A 19,241-nucleotide genomic window follows, 5' to 3' on the forward strand; every position below is an offset into this window, starting at 1 on the left:
GTTCAGGCGTTTCTCAGGCCCTCGGGCGTTCGGGCGTTCGGGCGTTCTGGGGTTCTCGGGTTTTTGGGCGTTCTCAGGCGTCGAAGTCCGCTGTGACGTGACCGGTGACGGGGTGGCTCTGGCAGGCCAGCCTGTAGCCGGCCGCCAGTTCTCCGGGCTCCAGCGCGTAGTTCTGGTCCATCGTGACCTCACCGCGGCTCAGCCGGACGCGGCAGGTGCCGCAGACGCCGCCCCTGCACGCGTAGGGCGCGTCCGCGCGCACCCTCAGCGCGGCGCCGAGCAGGCTCTCGTCGTCGCGCAGGTTCACGCGCGTGGTGCGGCCGTCGAGCGTGAAGTCGAAAACCGCCCCATCCGGTACGGCGTGCGCCCTCGCGACCGGCTCCCCCGCGTAGAACAGCTCGTAGTGGACCCGCCTGCCTCCCAGCATCCCCCTGACCGTCTCGACCAGGCCGATCGGGCCGCACAGGTAGTACTCGTCGGCCTCGCCCAGCAGGGGCAGCAGGGTGCGCATCTTGTCCGCGTCGATGCGGCCGCTGGCGATCGGCGCCTCCTGGGGCTCCTGGCTGAGGACGTGGAGGAGGTTGAGTCGGCTGCCGTAGATGTCCTTCAGGTCGGCCAGTTCCTCGGCGAACATGACCTCTCTGGCGGTTCTGTTGCCGTACACGAGGGTGAAGCGGCTGAGCGGCTCGACTTCCAGCGTGGTGGTCAGCAGGGAGATGACGGGGGTGATGCCGGATCCGGCGGCGATGGCCAGATGATGCCGCGATTTTTCCGGATATAGCGGGGTGGTGAACCGGCCGAGTGGCGGCATCGCCTCCACCACGTCGCCCGGCTTGAGCATGGAGTTGGCCCATTCGGAGAACGCCCCGCCCGGGAGCCGCTTGACCCCGATCCTGAGGGGGCCGCCCGCCGGGGAGCAGATGGAGTAGCTGCGCCGTACCTCAAGGCCGTCGAGGAAGACGCGCACGGTGAGATGCTGCCCCTGCGTGAACGGCAGCCGCTCCTCGAACGTCACCGCCACCGCGTCGTCGGTCAGCCGTTCCACGGCCGCGACCGTGAGTGGCCGGAAGCGGCTCACGTCAGATCTCCTTGAAGTGGTCGAACGGCTCCAGGCACACGCGGCACGTGTAGAGCGCCTTGCACGCGGTCGAGCCGTACCGGCTGACCAGGCGCGTCCGCGGCGACCCGCACCGAGGGCACCGCGCGCTCAGCTCCAGCGCCACCGGCCCCCGGTCGCGCAGGTGGCCCGGCGGCGAGATCCCGTGCTCCCGCAGCTTCTGCCTGCCCTCGTCGGTGATCCAGTCCGTGCTCCAGGGCGGCGACAGCACCGTCGTGACCACCGCGCCGGGCAGCGCCCGCCCGATGTCCTCGCGGATGGCGTCCATGGCCGGGCAGCCCGAGTACGTGGGCGTCACCACCACCTCGAACCCACCGTCCGCCCCCTGCCTGACCTCCCTGACGATGCCCAGGTCACCAAGGGTGAGCACGGGCAGCTCAGGATCCGGCACCGCCGCGACCACCGCTCTGGCCTGCGCGAGCGTCACCATGTGGCCCCCTGGTGCTCGCGGTGCAGCGCCTGCATCTCGTCCAGCAGGACACCCAGGTGCTCGGTATGCGCACCTCTGCGCCCCCCGTACCGCTGCTCGACACCTTCCGGCACAACCAGCCCCGACTCCTCCAGCACCGCCCCCACGTACCCCGCCCATGGCTCCCTGAGCACAGCGTCCCGGGCATCTAGGGCATCTTGGGCGTCGTGGGCATCTTGGGGGTCGTGGGCATCTTGGGGGTCGTGGGCGAAGAGCTCCCCCGTGAACGGCCAGAGCGCGTCCAGGGCGGCCGTCATGCGGCGGTGACTCTCGTCGGTGCCCAGGCCGAGGCGCCTGGTCCAGAGGGCGGCGTAGTCGCGGTGGTAGGCGATCTCCTTGACGCCCTTGGCGGCCACCCCGTCCTCGGGATGCGCGCCGTACACCTCGAACAGGAAGCTCGCGTACAGCAGATGCCGCACCACCGTGTGCGCGAAGTCCCCGTTGGGCTGCTCCACGAGCAGGCAGTTGCGGAACTCCCCGGGCCCGCGCAGATACGCCAGCTCATCCTCATCCCCGACCCGCGACAACAGGGAGCGGGCCTGCCCGAGAAGGTCGAGCGAGAGGTTGGCCAGAGCGACGTCCTCCTCAAGGGTGGGCGCCCGCGTCACCCACTCGGCCAGCCGCTGCGACAGCACGAGGCAGTCGTCACCGATCTCCAGGGAGTTCACAGGTGCTTCACCCCCTCGGGCAGGTCGTAGAACGTCGGATGCCGGTACGGCTTGTCCCCCGCCGGATCGAAGAACGCGTCCTTCTCATCCGGCGACGAGGCGGTGATCTTGGCGGCCGGGACGACCCAGATGCTCACACCCTCCTGGCGGCGGGTGTACAGGTCCCTGGCATGCCGCAACGCCAGCTCGGCGTCCTCGGCATGCAGGCTGCCGGCGTGCACGTGCGACAACCCACGCTTGGGCCGCACGAACACCTCCCACAACATCACCCCACCTCCCCAGCCCCGGAACCACCTTCCCGCGGCCCCACCCCATCCCCCGGCAGCTCCCGCTCCGCCGACCCACGCTCTGACAACCCGTGGTCCGACGACCCAGGGTCTGACAACCCGTGGTCTGACAATCCCTGGTCCGACGACCTTGCGGCCGACAACCCGGGGGCTGACGACCTGGGGTCCGACGGCCTGGCGGCTGACATCCCGGGGGCTGACGACCTGGGGTCCGACGGCCTGGCGGCTGACATCCCGGGGGCTGACGACCTGGGGTCCGACGACCTGGCGGCTGACATCCCGGGGGCTGACGACCTGGGGTCCGACGACCTGGCGGCTGACATCCCGGCGGCTGACTCCTCGGAGGGCAGCGCCTCATGGTCCGGTGGACTGGCACCCGAGGCCCCAGAGGTGGGTGGGTGGGGAGTGGGGCGGGTGGCGTAGGCGGTGGCGGCTTCGCGGACCCAGGCGCCCTCCTCGTGGGCACGGCGGCGGTGGGCCATGCGTTCGGCGTTCAGGGGCCCGTCGCCCGCCAGCACGCGCTTGAACTCCGACCAGTCGATCTCGCCGTGGTCATAGTGGCCGCGCGCGGGGTTCCAGCTCAGGTCGGGGTCGGGGAGGGTGAGGCCCAGGATCTCGGCCTGCGGTACCAGCATGTCGATGAACCGCTGCCGCAGCTCGTCGTTGGAGTGGCGCTTGATCTTCCAGGCCATCGACTGCGCGGAATGGGTCGACTCGGTGTCCGGCGGGCCGAACATCATCAGCGACGGCCAGTACCAGCGGTCCACCGCGTCCTGGGCCATGCGCCTCTGGGCGGGCGTGCCGTGGGCGAGCGTGTAGAGGAGCTCGTAGCCCTGCCGCTGGTGGAAGCTCTCCTCCTTGCAGATCCGCACCATCGCCCGCGCGTACGGCCCGTACGAGCACCGGCACAGCGGCACCTGGTTGACGATGGCGGCGCCGTCCACGAGCCACCCGATCGCACCCATGTCCGCCCAGGTGGGGGTCGGATAGTTGAAGATCGAGGAGTAGCGCTGACGGCCCTCGTGGAGGGCGTCGAGCAGTTCGTCGCGGTGGACGCCGAGCGTCTCGGCGGCGCTGTAGAGGTAGAGCCCGTGCCCCGCCTCGTCCTGAACCTTGGCCAGCAGGATCGCCTTGCGCTTGAGCGAGGGCGCCCGGGTGATCCAGCTGCCTTCCGGCTGCATGCCGATGATCTCGGAGTGCGCGTGCTGGGCGATCTGCCGGATCAGCGTCTTGCGGTAGGCGTCGGGCATGTCGTCGCGTGGTTCGATGCGCTCGTCCGCGTCGATGACTTCCTGAAATATCCCGCTCATCGATCCTCCTCCCACGTATAGAACCCTTTCCCCGACTTACGCCCCAGCTCCCCCGCGGCGACCTTCTCCCGCAGGATCCGGGGCGGCTCGAACCGTTCACCGAGCTTCTGGTGCAGGTACTCGGCGATGGCCAGCCGCACATCCAGCCCCACGAGGTCCCCGAGCTTGATCGGCCCCATCGGGTGCCGGTAGCCGAGTTCCATGGCGGTGTCGATGTCCTCGGGCGAGGCGACGCCCTCCTCGACCATCCGCATGGCCTCCAGCCCCAGCAGCACGCCCAGCCGACTGGACGCGAACCCCGGCGAGTCGTTGACCACCACTCCCGTCTTCCCGATCAGCTCCACCCAGCTTTGGGCCCGCCCAAGCACCTCATCCGGGGTACCGGGCGTCACAACGATCTCGACCAGCTTCTGCACCGGCACCGGATTGAAGAAGTGCAGCCCGATCAGCCGCTCGGGCCGATCAAGCCCCGCCGCCAGCTCTCCGATCGACAGCGAACTCGTATTGCTCGCCAGTACGGCCCGCTCCCCCGCCCGCGCCTCAGCCTCGGCCAGAACCTCGACCTTGAGCTTGGGATCCTCCGGCACCGCCTCGATCACCAGATCCACACCATGCGGCACCGGCCCCATCACCAACCGAGCCAACGCCTCCGCCGCACTGACCCGACCACCTCCAGAGCCGACAACCCCCGGACCGACAGACGCGGGGCCGACCGACCCGAGACCGACCGACCCGAGACCGACCGATCCCGGGGTGTCCGACCTCGGGCTGACAGACCCCGGACCGGCAGATCCCGGAGTGTCCCACCCAGGGGCGACAGACCCGGGACCGACAGACCCGGGACCGACAGACCCGGGACCGACAGACCCGGGACCGACGGACCCGGGACCGACGGACCCGGGGTTGACCGGGGTGGGGTTGACCGGGGTGGGGTTGACCGGGGTGGGGTTGGCGGGCTCGGGGCTGGGTGGTGGGGTGGGGGGTTGGCCGATGGGGGTGGATTTGGATTCGGCTATGGCCAGGCCCTTGGCAATGCGGGCGTGGGCGGCTGCGGCTTCCGGTTCCTGGACGGTTACTTCGGCTCCGGCCGTAAGGAAGACCTGGGCTATGCCGGCGCCCATCCGGCCGCCGCCGATGACGGCCACCCGCAGGCGGCGGGGTTCCTTGGCTGGCCCCGGTTCTGGTCCTGCGGGTTCCTCGGCTGGCCCCGGTTCTGGTTCTGCGGCTCGGGGTGCGTCGGTCATCGGTTGTCCTTCCTGTTCCGGTCCAGGAATTTCCGCATCCGGGCGTGCTTGTCGGGGTCCTCGAACAGCACGGCCTGGGCCAGGTGGTCGGTGACGGGGTGGGCGGCCGGCGGGGCGTCCAGGACGAGCTTGGTCAGGCGGAGTGCGGCGGGTGACATGTTCGCCATACGGTCGATCAGGGCGTGGGCCGCGGCCTCCAGGGACCCTTGCTCGTGCACGGAGGCGACGAGGCGCGACGACAGCGCTTCCTGGGCGTCGATGGTGTGCCCGGCCAGCAGTACCAGCTTGGCCAGCGGATCCCCGACCAGTTCCTTCAGCCGCCAGCACGCTCCGGCGCCGGCGATGATGCCCAGATTGGGCTCGGGGTTGCCGAACTTCGCCTGGGTGCTGGCCACCCTGATGTCGCAGGCGTACGCCAGCTCCGCGCCGCCGCCCAGCGCGTAACCGTCGACCGCGGCCACCGTCGGCATCGGCAGGCGGCGGATGCGCTCGAACAGCGTGCTGTTGATGCCCTGGAGTGCCTGGTCACGGCCGCGTTCGAGCAGTTCGGCGATGTCGGCCCCGGCGGCGAAGAACCCGTTGCCGCCGGTCAGCATCAGCGGCCTGGGGTTGCTTTCCAGGAGGCCGCAGACCGCGTGGAGGTCGCCGACCATCTCGGCGTTGATCGCGTTGCGGGCCTCGGGCCGGTGGAGCCGCACCACGAGCCGGTCCGGCTTCTCCTCCACGAGCAGGGTGTTCACCGTCGATCCCCGGCGGCCGGGTGGATGTCAGTCATGCGGGTTCCTCACGGTTCGCGGCACGGGCAGAGGCGTCGGTCGGGCAGCGACGACAAGGGCCGTGTGCCGAAGGGGGACGATGCGGCCGCCATTGGGGACGCGGACGACAGGGCCGGGAGGGATGCGCGAACGGGCCCGGTGGTGGTTGGACTGCACCGGGTGCTGCGGCGCGATCCCCGGGGCCGGACCGGATGGCAGGGACCGGGTGACCCGTTCCCTGGACCGGATGGCAGGGACCGGGTGACCCGTTCCCCGGACCGGAAGGCAGGGACCAGATGGCCCGTTCCCTGGACCGGATTGCCGGGACCGGATGGCCCGTTCCCCGGACCGGAGGGCAAGGGCCGGACCAGGCGGCCTGTTCCGAGCCGCTTGACAGGGACCGGACCGCGCGCCCCGTTCCCCGGACCGGTTGGCAGGGACCAGGCGGCCCGTTCCCCGGACCGGATGGCAAGGGCCGGACCGGAGCCCCGGGGCCGGAGCGGGTGGACCGCTTCCTCGCCCGGCCCCTCGGCACCACACGGCACGGGAACCGGGTGTCAGGCCGGGCGGCGGGATTGGACGATGTGGAAGCGGCCCGCCACATAGCCCGGATCAGTGAGGGAGGCCGTCGCGGCGGGGTTGGCGCCGGAGCCGTGGAAGTCGCTGAACGCCGCCGACTGGTTGACGAAGATGCCGCCGGTCAGGTTGCAGGAGAGGTTGACCCCGGCCTCCAAGGCCGCCTTCTCCGCCCGGTCCAGCACATCGGGCGAGGTCGAGTACACGGCCGCCGTCAGCGCCCCGTGCGCCGAGACGGTCTCGCCGAGCAGGTTCAGCGCCGCCTCGGTCGACTCCACCGGGATGACGAAGGAGATGGGACCGAAGTGCTCGCTGGTGTAGACGTCGGATCGCGCGGGGTCGACGCGCACGATGACGGGCGTCCTGACGGTCGCCTCCGGGAAGGTCGGGTGCTTGAGCGCCCGTGATTCCAGGATCACCTCGCCCAGCGCGGGCGCGTTGTCGACGCGGGCCAGCACGTCGGGGTTGGCCAGCGCCCCGGTCAGTTCCACCGCGCGGGCGTCGTCGCCGAGGAGTTTGCCGACCGCGGCGGCGATCCCGGCGGCGACCTCGTCGAAGCTCTTGTGTCCTTCGTCGGTGTCGATGCCGGCGGCCGGGATGAGGATGTTCTGCGGCGCGGTGCACATCTGACCGCTGTAGAGCGACAGGGAGAACGCGAGGTTGCCGAGCATGCCCTTGTAGGCGTCGGTGGAGTCGAGGACGACGGTGTTGAGCCCGGCCTTCTCGGTGTGGACGAGCGCCTGGCGGGCGTTCGCCTCCAGCCAGTCGCCGTAGGTGGTGGAGCCGGTGAAGTCGACGATGCGTACGTCGGGATGGACGGCCAGGTCGGTGGCCAGGCCCACGCCCTCTTCCACGGCCAGTTGCACGAGGGCGGGGTCGAAGCCCGCCTCGGCCAGCACCTCGCGGGCGATCTGGACGGAGATGGCCAGCGGCAGGATGGCGCGCGGGTGGGGCTTGACGATGACGGGGTTGCCGGTGACGAGCGAGGCGAACAGGCCCGGGTAGGAGTTCCAGGTCGGGAAGGTGTTGCAGCCGATGACGAGCCCGATGCCCCGCGGCACGACGGTGAACTTCTTCTCCATCACCAGCGGATCGCCCTTGGCCGGCTTCTCCCAGCGCGCCGCGGTGCCGGAGGCGGTCATGGCGGCGTAGCCGTACGCGATGGCTTCGAGCGCGCGGTCCTGGGCGTGCGGGCCGCCGGCCTGGAAGGCCATGACGAACGCCTGCCCGCTGGTGTGCTGCACGGCGTTGGCGATCTCGAAGGAGCGCTTGTTGATCCGGTTGACGATCTCGACGCAGGCGAGAGCGCGCGCCTCGGGCCCGGCGTCGCGCCAGGCGGGCAGCGCCGCCTTGGCCGCGGCGATGAGGTCCGCGACGTCCGGCCGCGGGTAGGTGACGCCGAGTTCGATCCCGTACGGCGAGCGTTCGGCCCCGGCCGGGTCACCGGAGGACGGCTGGTCGGTGGGGAAGGGTCTGCCCAGATAGGCCTCGAACGCTTCCTTGCCCCGCTCGGCGGCGCCCTCTCCGTAGACGCGGGGGCTCGGCGACTCGGGATAGGCGCTCCAGTAGCCCCGTTCCGAGATCGCGGAGAGCGCCTGGTCCAGGGTCTCGCGGTTCTGCTCGAACATGTTGTCCCTCTCTTGACAGGGATCCGCCGGACGTGAAGTGTTTACCGAACATTCGGTCAGTTGACAAGGGAGACTTCCGTTGGAAAGCGCGCGTCGTATGCTCGCCGCCGACACGGCCTCCAAGGCTCTGGGCATCGAGCTGCTCGATCTGGCCGAGGGCCGGGCGACCTGCCGGATGCGGGTGACCGGGGAGATGGTCAACGGGCACGGCCTGTGCCACGGCGGATACGTCTTCCTCCTGGCCGACACCGCCTTCGCCTGCGCGTGCAACACCTACGGCCCGGTGACGGTCGCGGCCGGGGCGGAGATCACCTTCGTCGCCCCCGCCCGGGAGGACGACGTGCTGACCGCCGCCGCGGCCGAGCGCACGCGTTACGGACGCAGCGGAATCTACGACATCACGGTGACGGGTTCCGGCGGCCAGGTGGTCGCGGAGTTCCGCGGCAGAAGCAGGGAGATGCGGTGAAGCCACCCATGGACCGACGCACGGACCGTCCCATGAACACACCCATGGACCGACCCACGGACCGTCCCATGAACACACCCATGGACCGACCCACGGACCGTCCCGTGAACACGGCCGGAGCGCCCGCGCCGGAGGACCTAGATCCCGCGGAACGGCTTTCGCGTGACGAGCTGGCCGCGTTGCAGCTGGAGCGCCTGCGGTGGACGCTCAACCACGCATACCAAAACGTCCCGTTTTATCGTCATAAATTCGACGAACTAGGCGTCCACCCCCACGACTGCAAAGAACTCGCCGACCTCGCGCGCTTCCCCTTCACCACCAAGCAGGATCTGCGCGACACCTACCCCTTCGGCATGTTCGCCGTCCCCCGCGAGCAGGTCGTCCGGATCCACGCCTCCAGCGGCACCACCGGCAAGCCCACCGTCGTCGGCTACACGCGGCACGACATCGACACCTGGTCCGGCGTCATGGCCCGCTCCATCCGCGCCGCCGGCGGCCGCCCCGGCCACATCGTGCACGTCGCCTACGGCTACGGCCTGTTCACCGGCGGCCTCGGGGCCCACTACGGCGCCGAGCGGCTCGGCTGCACGGTCGTGCCGGTCTCCGGCGGCATGACGCCCCGGCAGGTCCAGCTCATCAACGACTTCCGGCCCGAGGTCATCATGGTGACCCCGTCGTACATGCTGGCGCTTCTCGACGAGTTCGAGTCGCAGGGCCTCGACCCGCGCGCCAGTTCGCTCAAGGTCGGGATCTTCGGCGCCGAGCCCTGGACCGAGGAGATGCGCAAGGAGATCGAGGAGCGCTTCGACCTGCACGCGGTCGACATCTACGGCCTGTCGGAAGTGATGGGCCCCGGCGTCGCGCAGGAGTGCGTGGAGACCAAGGACGGCCTGCACGTCTGGGAGGACCACTTCTACCCGGAGACGGTCGACCCGTTCACCGGCGAGGTCGCCGAGGCGGGCGAGCTGGTCTTCACCTCGCTGACCAAGCAGGCGCTGCCGATCATCCGCTACCGCACCCGTGACCTGACCCGGTTGCTGCCCGGGACCGCGCGGCCGGCGTTCCGGCGCATGGAGAAGGTGACCGGACGCACCGACGACATGATCATCCTGCGCGGCGTGAACGTCTTCCCCACCCAGATCGAGGAGATTGTGCTGCGCACGCCCGGCCTGTCGCCGCACTTCCAGGTGCACCTGACCCGGCCGGAGCGGCTGGACGTGATGACCGTCAAGGTCGAGGCCAGGCCGGGCTTCGAGGGCCGCGGCGAGGCCGCCGCCGCGTTGCGCGGGGCGGTCAAGGACACGGTCGGGGTGAGCGTCGAGGTGGAGATCGTGGAGCCGGAGACGTTGGAGCGATCCGTCGGCAAGCTCAAACGGGTCATCGACAGACGGGATAATTGACCATATGGCCACCACATCCCGTCAGCGGAAGCGCGGACACGACCCCGAGTCCGTGCTGTCCATCGCCGTGGGCGTCTTCAACGAGCGCGGCTTCGACGGGACCAGCATGGAGGACCTGGCCCGCGCGCTCGGCGTCACCAAGTCGGCCATCTACTACCACGTGCCCGGCAAGGAACAGCTCCTCGCGCGGGCGCTGGACCGGGCGCTGAACGGGCTGTTCGAGGTGGTGGCCGACGAGCGGGCCAGTACCGGTCCCGCGATCGAGCGGCTCCAGTGGGTGGTACGGCAGAGCGTCCGCATCCTGGTGGACCGCCTGCCGTACGTGACACTGCTGCTGCGGGTGCGCGGCAACAGCGCGACCGAGCAGCAGGCGCTGGACCGGCGGCGCGAGTTCGACCGGTTCATCGCGCACCTGGTGAAGGAGGCGGCGGCCGACGGCCAGATCAGGCCCGACCTGGACCCGGCGCTGGTGACGCGGCTGTTGTTCGGGACGGTGAACTCCATCACCGAGTGGTACCAGCCCGGCAGGGGCGGCACGGCCGACGAACTGGCCGACGCGGTGCTGAAGATGACGTTCGACGGCCTGCGCGTCTGAGCGCGGCTCAGGGGTCGAGCCGCCCGGGGGCGGAATCGGCGTCGAGGGCCCGCTTGCCGGGCGTCGGCAGCGCCTGCTTGCCCCGCAGGTCGTTGCGGATCGCCTCGCCCAGCCGCTTGGTGGCGGCCCGGTTGAGCGCGCCTCCGGCGACGGCGCCGGTGAGGAAGGGCCCGAGCGTGGTCAGGTGGCGTCCCAGGACCTTGAGCAGCCGGTTGCGCAGTGCGGTCTTGGTGGCGGCGCCGATCGCGAGCGTCACCGTGGCCGGTGCGAAGGGGTCGATTCCGCGCTGCCTGGCCCAGGCCGCGGTGAAGGCGACGGCACGCTGGGTGCCGGTGCCCTCGACGCGGACGCCGTAGACCTCGTGCAGCTCGGCCAGAAGTTTGACTTCGATGGCGGCCACGACGATCGTCTCGGCGACCAGCTGGGCCGGCGCGGAGAGCAGGAGGGGTGGAGCGGCGAACTCGGCGGCGGCCAGTGCCCCGCCGATGGCGCCGACGGTCATGGTGGCCTTCTGGGCGGTGCGCACCAGGTCGTCGGCGAGTTGCTCACCAGTGAGGCCGTGATGGTGCTCGGAAAGTGTCTGCAGGTCCCTGATGGGGATGCGGGGCGCGATGCTGAGGAACACGTCGGCGAGCCATCGGCCTCGGCTCTCGCCGCTCCTGCGTGCCTTCCTCGCGCCTGCCGCGAGAGATTGGGCTAGTCGGCCGAGCAGCTTGCGCCGCTCGGCCGGCTCCAGCTCACCGGGTTGGGAGAGCTTGCCCACGATCTCGCCGATTTCCCTGTCGGGCTCGGCGTTCTCCTTGTCAGGTGCTGCCACGGTGCCTCCCAACTAGGCGGCGCACTCCCGGCAGACCTGCTGGCCGTTCCGCTCGGAGGCCAGCTGGCTGCGGTGGTGCACCAGGAAGCAACGCGAACACGTGAACTCGTCGGCCTGGCGCGGTATCACGCGCAGGGAGAGCTCCTCGTTGGACAGGTCGGCACCGGGCAGCTCGAGCGACTCGGCGAGATCGGTCTCGTCGATGTCGATGCTGCCGGACGACTTGTCCGTGCGCCGCGCCTGGAGTTCCTGGAGGCTGTCCTCCCCCAGGTCGTCATCGGTCTTGCGCGGGCTGTCGTAGTCGGTAGCCATTGTGCTTACTCCATCCCCCTCATCTATATGTCTTCGCGCTCGTCGCGCGTGGTCTAACGTCCGGGACGTTCATCTTGTGCCCGTTCCTCGCGGGAGATTTTGCATCGGATACCCGCGAGAAGAGGTCGACGAACCTCCCAACACGTCATGACGCGCCGCCGACGGCAATGGTTAGCCAAATATGGCTAAACCCACAGCCTTGGCGTCTTGCGCCACCGTGTTCGACGGCACATCCAACCACATGTACGGCGCGAACGAGACGCCCGCGGTGGATCAACACGCCGGGATCAACGACCAGGAAGCCGAATGGTCACGACAAGTCCCCCACCATCACGTGGAACAGCGGCGACGTTTCCGCCGTGCGCCTGCACCACAGCGCGGACGATCGAAAGCCCGAGTCCCGATCCCTTCGCCGAATCCACACGGTCCGCATGGAGCCTCCTGAACGGCTCGAACAGGCTGTTCACCTCGTACGCCGGGACGTGCTGCCCGGTGTTGGCCACCTGAACAACCAAGGCCCCGTCCGCCATTCCCGTTCGGATCCAGACTTTTCCGTTATCGGGAAGGTTGTACTTGACCGCGTTCTCGAGCAGATTGCTCACGCACCGCTCCAGCAACACCGGATCCCCCACGGTGCCCGCCGGACTCAGTTCTGTGGTGACCGTCACACCGTGTTCCTCGGCGAAGGGCGTCACCTGCTCCACCGCGGTCCGCGCCACGTCCTTGATGTCGAGCGGCTTGCGCACGGCCAGCTCGCGTTCGCTCCTGGCGAGCAGCAGCAGCCCCTCGATGAGCTTCTCGTTGCGCGCGTTGACTTCCAGGAGGGTACGGCCCAGCGCCTTCAGATCCTCCGAGGCCCCCGGGTCGCCCAGGGCGATCTCCAGGACCGTCCTGTTGATGGTGAGCGGCGTGCGCAGCTCGTGGGAGGCGTTGGCCACGAAGCGCCGCTGGGTGTCGAAGGCGACGTTGAGGCGGGTGAGCATGTCGTCGAAGGTGTCGGCCATCTCCTTGAGCTCGTCGTCGGGGCCCTGCAGGGCGATGCGCTGGTGGCTGAGGTTGCCGTCAGAGAGCTTGCGGGCGGTGGCGGTCATCTTGCTGACCGGCCGCAGCGCCCGGTCGGCCACGAAGTAGCCGATGATGATGGCGAAGATGCCGACGCCGACCAGGGCCATGATGCTGCTGCGCAGCATCGCCTCCTGGATGTTCTGCCTGGTCTGGGTCTGGACCGCCCGCCACTGTGCCTCGGCGATGGTCGCCTCGATGGGCGCCACGCCCCGCAGGTTCAGGTTGGGCCACTCCGTGTCGACCGTGGAACCGGCGATCGTGTACAGCGACATCACCACGACGGCGGCGGCCACGAAGAACATCCCGCTGTAGGCGAGCGTAAGGCGCCAGCGGACGCTGACCTTGCCGGGCAGGTCCCAGACGGACCCCTGTGGTGCCGAACCGAGGTACTCGGGAGGGGGCGGGCCGTCCCACGCGGGCGCCCCGCCGCGCGGGGGCATCTGCGTGCCCTCGGCCCGCTCCGAGTGCGGGCTGATCATCGGGTGGGTCGGCACCGGTTCGCTCACAGCTTGTATCCCACCCCGGGTACGGTCTCGATCACCTGCGGCTCTCCCAGCTTCTTGCGCAACGTCATCATGGTGACCCGCACGACGTTGGTGAACGGGTCGATGTTCTCGTCCCATGCCTTGTCCAGTAGGTCTTCCTGAGAGACGACGGCGCCCTCGGCCCGCATCAGCTCTTCGAGCACCGCGAACTCCTTCTTGGTGAGCACGACCTCCTTGCCGTCTCGCTCCACCAGCCGCTTGCCCGGGTCCAGGCGGATGCCGCCCCGCTCAAGGACCGGCGGCAGCGCCGGCGCGGAGCGCCGGCCCAGGGCCCGTACCCTCGCCACGAGCTCCACGAACACGAACGGCTTGGCGAGATAGTCGTCGGCGCCCAGCCCGAGCCCTTCGACCTTGTCGTCCACGTCGCCCGAGGCGGTCAGCATCAGGATGCGCGACGCGGTGCGCTGCGCCACCAGACGGCGGCACACCTCGTCCCCGTGGACGACCGGAAGGTCACGGTCGAGCACGATCACGTCATAGTCGATGTAGGAGGTACGCTCCAGCGCTCCGCCCCCGTCGTAGGCCACGTCGACGGCCATGGCCTCGCGGCGCAGCCCGGTCGCGATCGCGTCGGCGAGCACCCGCTCATCTTCGACCACCAGCACTCGCACGGTGTGCACACCTCTCTCCGGTCCCGGCTCACATTCTCCGCACACGACGATAAGCGCACGGTAAGGCATGTGTGGGCACGCGGCCCGCAAGCCGCGGCCAAATCCATGTTTCGGGAACGGAGGGTCCGGGGTATGCCGTCGGGACCACCCGCTGACGTGTGCTCGCGGGTTTTCGCGCGCTCTTTGCGACCCCCCTGAGAGAGAAGGTGAGATGGGCGAGTTCACCACTACGATCGAACGCCGCCTCGACCAGGCATATCGTGGCCTGAAGGAGGCCAAGTGCTCCGGCGACGACTACCTCGCCGACACCCTCAACGCCGAGATCGAGGACCTTCGCCGCCTGGCGGACGACCACGGGGTGCCATTGCCTCGCTGACCACCGAAAGCACGAAACGGCCGGAGCCCATCAGCGGGGCTCCGGCCGTTTCACGTGTGCGTCAGGCGTCCCGCTCCGGGTCCAGGGGCGTGAGCAGGCCGTGCAGGTCCTCGAACAGGCCGGGGGGCGCGCACAGCGTCAGCTCGGTGTTGGGGGCCTTGCCGCGCAGGCCGCCGATCCTGGCGCCGGACTCGGCGGCGACGAGCCCGGCCGCCGCCCAGTCCCAGTAGTTGACGCCGCGCTCGTAGTAGGCGTCGACGCGGCCGGCGGCCACCGAGCACAGGTCCGTGGCGCAGGAGCCGCCCCGCCGGATGTCGCGCACCCTGGGCAGCACCGCCGCGAGCACCTCCCCCTGTACGGCCCGCCGCTCCGGCGAGTATCCGAACCCGGTGGCGACCAGCGCCCTGGACAGCGGCACGTCCTGGTTGCAGGCGAGCCGGGAGCCGCCCAGCCAGGCGCCCTCGCCGAGCGCGGCGGTGAACACCTCGCCCCTCGGCACCACGTTGACGACCCCGGCGACGATCTCGCCGTCCACCTCGACCGCGATGGATACGGCCCAGTCGGCCAGGCCGTACAGGAAGTTCACGGTGCCGTCGATGGGGTCGACGACCCAGCGCACGCCGCTGGAGCCGGGGGTGGCGCCACCCTCCTCCCCGAGGATCATGTCGTCGGGACGGGCGGCCAGGATGCGGGCCCTGATGAGCTCCTCCGAGGCCTTGTCCAGCGCCGTGACGACGTCGGTGGGGCTGGACTTGGTCTCGACCGCCGCGGACATCGTGGGCCGCTCGGCGAGCAACATGGCGCCCGCCTCCCTGGCGATGTCTTCGGCGAGCTTGAGGAAATCGGTCATGAGAGCGAGTCCGGGCGCGGGCTGGAGGTCACCGTCATGCGACCGAGTCCGGGCGCTTCCACTCCTGGCCGAGGACGTGCTGGGCGAGGAAGGCCAGGACGGTCTCGTACCAGGCGACGGCGTTGCCGGGCTTGAGGATCCAGTGGTTCTCGTCGGGGAAGTACAGGAACTTCGACTCGACCTCGCTGCGCTGCAGGTCCCACCACAGGCGCAGGGCCTCGCCGATCGGCACCCGGTAGTCCTTGTCGCCGTGGATGACGAGCATCGGGGTGCGGATGTCCTTGAGGCCGTGGTGCGGGGAGAGCTTGGCGTAGCGCTCGGAGCCGGGCTCGCCGAACTCGCGCTGCCAGTACATGGCGGCGTCGGTGGTGCCGGCGAACTGGTCGAGGTTCCACAGCGAGGCGTGGGTGACGACGGCCTTGTAGCGGTCGCTGTGGCCGGCGACCCAGTTGGCCATGTAGCCGCCGTAGGAGCCGCCCATCGCGCCGGCGCGCTCGCCGTCCACGTCGGGGCGGGCGAGGGCGACGTCCACGATCGCGTCGAGGTCGGCGAGCGTGCGCGGGCCCCAGTCGCCCCAGCCGCGGTCGATCATCGGCTGGCCGTAGCCGGTGGAAAGGCACGGATCGGGCAGCAGTACGGCGTAGCCGTGCTCGGCCATGATCCACGGGTTCCAGCGCCACTGCCAGTCGTTCCAGGAGGCGACCGGGCCGCCGTGGATCCAGAGCAGGAACGGCGCGGGGTCGTCGGCCGAGGCGCCCTCGGGCAGCACCAGCCACCCGCGGATGGTCGCGCCGTCGTCGGCGGTGGCGGAGATCTCGGTGAGCGTGCCCTTGACCTCGGGCCGCTCGGCCGGCGAGGGCAGGTCGGTGACCTGGCCGCCGGGCAGGTCGATGCGGGCGGGCCCGGCGGGGAAGGACACGGAGCTGCGCAGCGCGTAGACGGAGCTGCCGTCGGCGGCGGGATTGAGCGCGAGGTAGGCGTCGTCGTCGCGGGTGAGCCGGGAGGCCGCGCCGCCGATCGGCACCACGAACGCCGGGCGGCGGCCCTGGTGGTCGGCCACGATGAAGACGGACGCGGAGTCGGGCGCCCAGGCCACGTCCATCGGGAACAGGTCGGGGGCGTGGGCCTGGCCCTGGCCGGTGGCCAGGTCGCCGATCCACAGCTCGGTGCGGGCCGACAGGTCGAGCGCGGTGTGCCGGTCGCGGGCGGCGGCGACCTTGCCGCCGTCGGGCGAGACGGCCAGCGGGCCGGTGAAGTCCTGGCCTTCCTCGGTGACGACGGTGCGCCGTTCCCCCGTGGCCACGTCGATCGCGACCAGGTCGGTGCGCTGCTGCCCGCCGGGCAGGTACGTGGTCCAGGTGCTGACCACGGCGGCGCCGTCGGGGGTGAGGTCGAACGAGGCGTTGGTCAGCGCCCGTCCGGCGTCCGGCGTCAGGTCGCGCACCTCCGCCAGGCGGTCGCCGCTCAGCCGGCCGGCGAACAGCCGCGGGCCGCCGGGGCCGAGGTCGTGGTCCCAGTAGCGGACCGGGTAGCCCTCGTGCAGGATCGCGCTGATGCCGGCGTCCTTGCGGGCCTTGCGCCGCTCCTCCTCGGTGGACTCCTCGCCGGTGAGCACGTCGGCGGAGAAGACGACCACGTCGCCGGCGGTCTTGAAGGCGCCGATGCCGCCGGGCCTGGCGGCGATCTGGCGGGCCTCGCCGCCCTCGCGCGGCAGCAGCCACAGCGCCGGGACCTCCTCCTCGCCGTCCTTGACTGTCGGGTCGGGGCGGGCGGAGGTGAACAGCACGTCGCCGGCGGCGGTGAAGTCGGCCGAGCTCTCTCCCTTGGCCGAGCGGGTCAGCCGGTAGGGGGCGTCGTCGACGGGGATCGCCCAGAGCGCGGTGCCGAAGGATTTGCCGTCCGGATTGAGCGACTGGACCACCGACACCAGCCGCGAGCCGTCCGGGGACAGCTTGAGCGAGAGAACCCGAGGGATAGCCACATAGTCGCGAATGTCGTTGAATGCGCTCACCCGATCGAACCTACCTCAGCGCCCCCTAGGCTTGCCTACGTGGGAAACTACGACGCACTGCTGATCCTGTCCTTCGGCGGACCTGAAGGTCCCGGCGACGTCATGCCCTTCCTGGAGAACGTCGTGCGCGGCCGTAACGTGCCGCGCGAGCGGCTCAAGGAGGTCGCCGAGCACTACTACCACTTCGGCGGGATCAGCCCGATCAACCAGCAGAACCGCGACCTGATCGAGGCCGTGCGGCCCACGCTCGACGTGCCCGTCTACTGGGGCAACCGCAACTGGGCGCCCTACGGCGAGGACACCGTGCGCCAGATGCGCGCGGACGGCGTGCGCAGGGCGGCGGTCTTCGCCACCTCGGCCTTCGCCGGCTACTCCTCGTGCCGGCAGTACTACGAGGACATCGCGCGCATCTCGCTGCCCGACGGGCCCGAGCTGGTCAAGCTGCCCCACTACGGCGACCACCCGGGGTTCGTGACGGCGATGGCCGACCGGGTCCGTGACGCGCTGGCCGGGCTCGGCCGGCCCGACGCCAGGCTCGTCTTCACCGCCCACAGCATCCCGCTGGCCCACGCGAAGAGCGCCTACGAGAGCGAGCTGCGGCGCAGCGCCGAGCTGGTCAACCAGGCGCTGGGCCGTACACAGGACTGGGACCTCGTGTGGCAGTCGCGCAGCGGCCCGCCGCAGGTGCCGTGGCTGGAGCCGGACGTCTGCGACCACCTGCGCACGCTGGACGGCCCGGTGGTGCTGGCGCCGATCGGGTTCGTCTCCGACCACATGGAGGTCGTCTACGACCTCGACACCGAGGCCGTGGAGGTGGCCGGGGAACGGGGGCTGCCGATGGCGCGGGCGGCCACGGTCGGCACGCACCCGGCGTTCGTGCGCCTGGTGGGCGAGCTGATGGCCGGTCCTGAGCCGGTGCCGTGCTCGACGGAGACGTGTCCTCAGGTGTAGGCGCGGGCGTAGGCCTCGGCGTAGCCCATGACCTTGTTCACGTAGTCCCACGAGTGGTTGTAGAACCAGATCGCCTTGCGGAGCTTCTCGCCGCCCTTGCCGGCGCCGTTGGCGCACAGGTAGTTGGCTGCGCCGGGCACCGCGTCGTACGGGCTCCAGATGTCCTTCTTGCCGTCGGCGTCGCCGTCCACGCCGTAGGCCCGCCACGTGGCGGGCATGAACTGCATCGGTCCCAGCGCGCCCGCGCTCGACGGCCCGTTGTTGCGTCCGTGCCCGCTCTCGACCTGCCCGATGGCGGCCAGCACCGTCCACGACAGCCCGGGGCAGCGGGTGGCCGCCTGCTTGTAGAGGTCGAGGTAGCTGCCCGGCCGTCCCACCGACGCCACCCGCTGTTCCTGCGGCGCCGGGGTACGGCTGCCGCCCAGCCCGATCACCTGGGCCCCCTTGCCGAGGAGCTCGGCGACCCCGGCGGTGCCCACCTTGCCCTCCTTGCCGTGCAGCAGCACGGCCACGCCCGGGGCGACGCCGAGCGCCTTGCCGGTCTCGGCGCTGACGATGCCGTCGATGCCCTTGAGCCCGAGCCCCGCCGAGGCGGCCAGCCGGAGCCTGGGCCCGCCGTCCACCTGGTAGTCCGCGCCCAGCACCATGCCGAGGCGGCGCGTGGCGGCGGTGTCGGCGACCAGTTCGCCGCGGCTCAGCGCGCTCCAGACGGCCGGCTCGTCGGCGACCGCTTTCGGGGTCCAGGCGCGGAAGTCGGCCGGGGTGACGGCCAGCACGTTCAGGCCGGTGCCGGCGATCTTGATGGCGCCCGCGTCCACGACCGCCACCTTCTGCACGTGCTTGAGCCGGCCGAGCGCGTGGCGGGCCTGCTTGGGCACGGTGGCGCGGGCGATCGCCAACACCCTGGGCGGGGTGGGGGTGATGCCGGGGCCGCCTCTTCCGAAGTCCTTCACCTGTTCGGGGACCATGCTTTCCAGGGGTTCCGGCCTGGTCCGCGGTTCGGGGGCGCGGCGGGTCTCCTGGGGCCGGGCCGTACCGGTGAAAAGATCGTCGCGCACGAGGAAGACCACGCCGCCGCTCGTCACGGTGACCACGGCGACCGCGGCCACGAGCAGCACCGCGGAGCGGATCGAGGGAAGAGCGGACACGCGGGACACGTTACCCAAAATCAGTTGCGCTTCCGCGAGG

18 protein-coding genes and 3 pseudogenes are annotated in these 19,241 nt (G+C 70.5%); 5 read left to right on the forward strand and 16 right to left on the reverse strand.

Annotated elements, in window-relative coordinates:
* Nucleotides 1-73: 73 nt before the first annotated feature.
* From ACIBKY_RS26965 to paaN, 9 genes and pseudogenes are all read right to left on the reverse strand, one after another.
* Complete coding sequence (locus ACIBKY_RS26965) at nucleotides 74-1,078, reverse strand: 2Fe-2S iron-sulfur cluster-binding protein (protein WP_397100622.1); 1,005 nt, start codon at nucleotides 1,076-1,078, stop codon at nucleotides 74-76.
* Between the two features lies 1 nt (nucleotide 1,079).
* Nucleotides 1,080-1,547, reverse strand: a complete 468-nt coding sequence (gene paaD / locus ACIBKY_RS26970) for a 1,2-phenylacetyl-CoA epoxidase subunit PaaD (RefSeq protein WP_397100624.1) — start codon at nucleotides 1,545-1,547, stop codon at nucleotides 1,080-1,082.
* Entirely contained in the window at nucleotides 1,541-2,254 is a 714-nt protein-coding gene (gene paaC, locus ACIBKY_RS26975; RefSeq protein WP_397100626.1) for a 1,2-phenylacetyl-CoA epoxidase subunit PaaC, read from the reverse strand. The genes paaD and paaC overlap by 7 nt, the downstream gene beginning before the upstream one ends.
* Nucleotides 2,251-2,520, reverse strand: coding sequence for a 1,2-phenylacetyl-CoA epoxidase subunit PaaB (gene paaB, locus ACIBKY_RS26980; RefSeq protein ID WP_397100628.1), 270 nt, complete (start codon nucleotides 2,518-2,520; stop codon nucleotides 2,251-2,253). The genes paaC and paaB overlap by 4 nt, the downstream gene beginning before the upstream one ends.
* Nucleotides 2,521-2,951: 431 nt before the next feature.
* Nucleotides 2,952-3,851: pseudogene (gene paaA / locus ACIBKY_RS26985) on the reverse strand (1,2-phenylacetyl-CoA epoxidase subunit PaaA); the annotation flags it as partial.
* A pseudogene (locus tag ACIBKY_RS26990) lies at nucleotides 3,848-4,609 on the reverse strand (3-hydroxyacyl-CoA dehydrogenase family protein); the annotation flags it as partial. The pseudogenes paaA and ACIBKY_RS26990, both read right to left, overlap by 4 nt.
* 285 nt (nucleotides 4,610-4,894) lie before the next feature.
* Nucleotides 4,895-5,095 (reverse strand): annotated as a pseudogene (locus tag ACIBKY_RS26995) (3-hydroxyacyl-CoA dehydrogenase NAD-binding domain-containing protein); the annotation flags it as partial.
* Nucleotides 5,092-5,835: an enoyl-CoA hydratase/isomerase family protein gene (locus ACIBKY_RS27000; RefSeq protein ID WP_397100630.1), complete on the reverse strand. Its 744-nt coding sequence runs from the start codon at nucleotides 5,833-5,835 to the stop codon at nucleotides 5,092-5,094. The pseudogene ACIBKY_RS26995 and the gene ACIBKY_RS27000, both read right to left, overlap by 4 nt.
* Before the next feature lie 572 nt (nucleotides 5,836-6,407).
* Nucleotides 6,408-8,054 carry a phenylacetic acid degradation protein PaaN gene (gene paaN / locus ACIBKY_RS27005; protein WP_397100632.1) on the reverse strand — a complete coding sequence of 549 codons (1,647 nt, stop codon included), beginning with the start codon at nucleotides 8,052-8,054 and terminating at the stop codon, nucleotides 6,408-6,410.
* Between the two features lie 97 nt (nucleotides 8,055-8,151).
* Here paaN and paaI point away from each other — a divergent pair, with 97 nt between their 5' ends.
* The 3 genes from paaI (at nucleotide 8,152) to ACIBKY_RS27020 (ending at nucleotide 10,515) form a co-directional block, all read left to right on the forward strand.
* Nucleotides 8,152-8,520, forward strand: coding sequence for a hydroxyphenylacetyl-CoA thioesterase PaaI (paaI, locus tag ACIBKY_RS27010; RefSeq protein WP_397101319.1), 369 nt, complete (start codon nucleotides 8,152-8,154; stop codon nucleotides 8,518-8,520).
* An 80-nt stretch (nucleotides 8,521-8,600) separates the two neighbouring features.
* Nucleotides 8,601-9,920 carry a phenylacetate--CoA ligase PaaK gene (gene paaK, locus ACIBKY_RS27015; protein WP_397100634.1) on the forward strand — a complete coding sequence of 440 codons (1,320 nt, stop codon included), beginning with the start codon at nucleotides 8,601-8,603 and terminating at the stop codon, nucleotides 9,918-9,920.
* Between the two features lie 4 nt (nucleotides 9,921-9,924).
* Nucleotides 9,925-10,515 (forward strand): TetR/AcrR family transcriptional regulator, encoded by a 591-nt coding sequence (locus ACIBKY_RS27020; protein ID WP_397100636.1) that lies wholly within the window; start codon nucleotides 9,925-9,927, stop codon nucleotides 10,513-10,515.
* A 7-nt stretch (nucleotides 10,516-10,522) separates the two neighbouring features.
* Here ACIBKY_RS27020 and ACIBKY_RS27025 read toward each other — a convergent pair whose 3' ends face one another.
* The 4 genes from ACIBKY_RS27025 to ACIBKY_RS27040 all read right to left on the reverse strand — a co-directional run bounded on the left by ACIBKY_RS27025 (nucleotide 10,523) and on the right by ACIBKY_RS27040 (nucleotide 13,865).
* Nucleotides 10,523-11,332, reverse strand: coding sequence for a hypothetical protein (locus ACIBKY_RS27025; protein ID WP_397100638.1), 810 nt, complete (start codon nucleotides 11,330-11,332; stop codon nucleotides 10,523-10,525).
* 12 nt (nucleotides 11,333-11,344) lie between these two features.
* The gene (locus ACIBKY_RS27030; RefSeq protein ID WP_090929286.1) at nucleotides 11,345-11,644 is read right to left on the reverse strand and encodes a DUF4193 domain-containing protein; all 300 of its coding nucleotides are present in this window, start codon (nucleotides 11,642-11,644) and stop codon (nucleotides 11,345-11,347) included.
* 287 nt (nucleotides 11,645-11,931) lie between these two features.
* On the reverse strand, nucleotides 11,932-13,215 hold the full coding sequence (locus ACIBKY_RS27035) for a sensor histidine kinase (RefSeq protein WP_397100640.1): 1,284 nt from the start codon (nucleotides 13,213-13,215) through the stop codon (nucleotides 11,932-11,934).
* Nucleotides 13,212-13,865 (reverse strand): response regulator transcription factor, encoded by a 654-nt coding sequence (locus ACIBKY_RS27040; protein WP_184971867.1) that lies wholly within the window; start codon nucleotides 13,863-13,865, stop codon nucleotides 13,212-13,214. Before ACIBKY_RS27040 ends, ACIBKY_RS27035 begins: the two co-directional genes overlap by 4 nt.
* Before the next feature lie 211 nt (nucleotides 13,866-14,076).
* On the opposite strand from ACIBKY_RS27040, the gene ACIBKY_RS27045 reads away from it, so the two are divergent.
* Nucleotides 14,077-14,241 carry a hypothetical protein gene (locus ACIBKY_RS27045; RefSeq protein WP_184971869.1) on the forward strand — a complete coding sequence of 55 codons (165 nt, stop codon included), beginning with the start codon at nucleotides 14,077-14,079 and terminating at the stop codon, nucleotides 14,239-14,241.
* Between the two features lie 61 nt (nucleotides 14,242-14,302).
* Here ACIBKY_RS27045 and ACIBKY_RS27050 read toward each other — a convergent pair whose 3' ends face one another.
* Nucleotides 14,303-15,091: an inositol monophosphatase family protein gene (locus ACIBKY_RS27050; protein ID WP_397100642.1), complete on the reverse strand. Its 789-nt coding sequence runs from the start codon at nucleotides 15,089-15,091 to the stop codon at nucleotides 14,303-14,305.
* 34 nt (nucleotides 15,092-15,125) lie between these two features.
* Entirely contained in the window at nucleotides 15,126-17,102 is a 1,977-nt protein-coding gene (locus ACIBKY_RS27055; RefSeq protein ID WP_397100644.1) for a prolyl oligopeptidase family serine peptidase, read from the reverse strand.
* 39 nt (nucleotides 17,103-17,141) lie between these two features.
* On the opposite strand from ACIBKY_RS27055, the gene ACIBKY_RS27060 reads away from it, so the two are divergent.
* Entirely contained in the window at nucleotides 17,142-18,053 is a 912-nt protein-coding gene (locus tag ACIBKY_RS27060; RefSeq protein ID WP_397100646.1) for a ferrochelatase, read from the forward strand.
* On the opposite strand, the gene ACIBKY_RS27065 is transcribed toward ACIBKY_RS27060, so the two are convergent.
* Entirely contained in the window at nucleotides 18,044-19,201 is a 1,158-nt protein-coding gene (locus ACIBKY_RS27065; protein WP_397100648.1) for a lytic transglycosylase domain-containing protein, read from the reverse strand. The two genes, ACIBKY_RS27060 and ACIBKY_RS27065, sit on opposite strands and share 10 nt — an antisense overlap.
* Between the last annotated feature and the right edge of the window lie 40 nt (nucleotides 19,202-19,241).

The organism is Nonomuraea sp. NPDC050394 (genome assembly GCF_044459065.1).
Lineage (GTDB): Bacteria > Actinomycetota > Actinomycetes > Streptosporangiales > Streptosporangiaceae > Nonomuraea.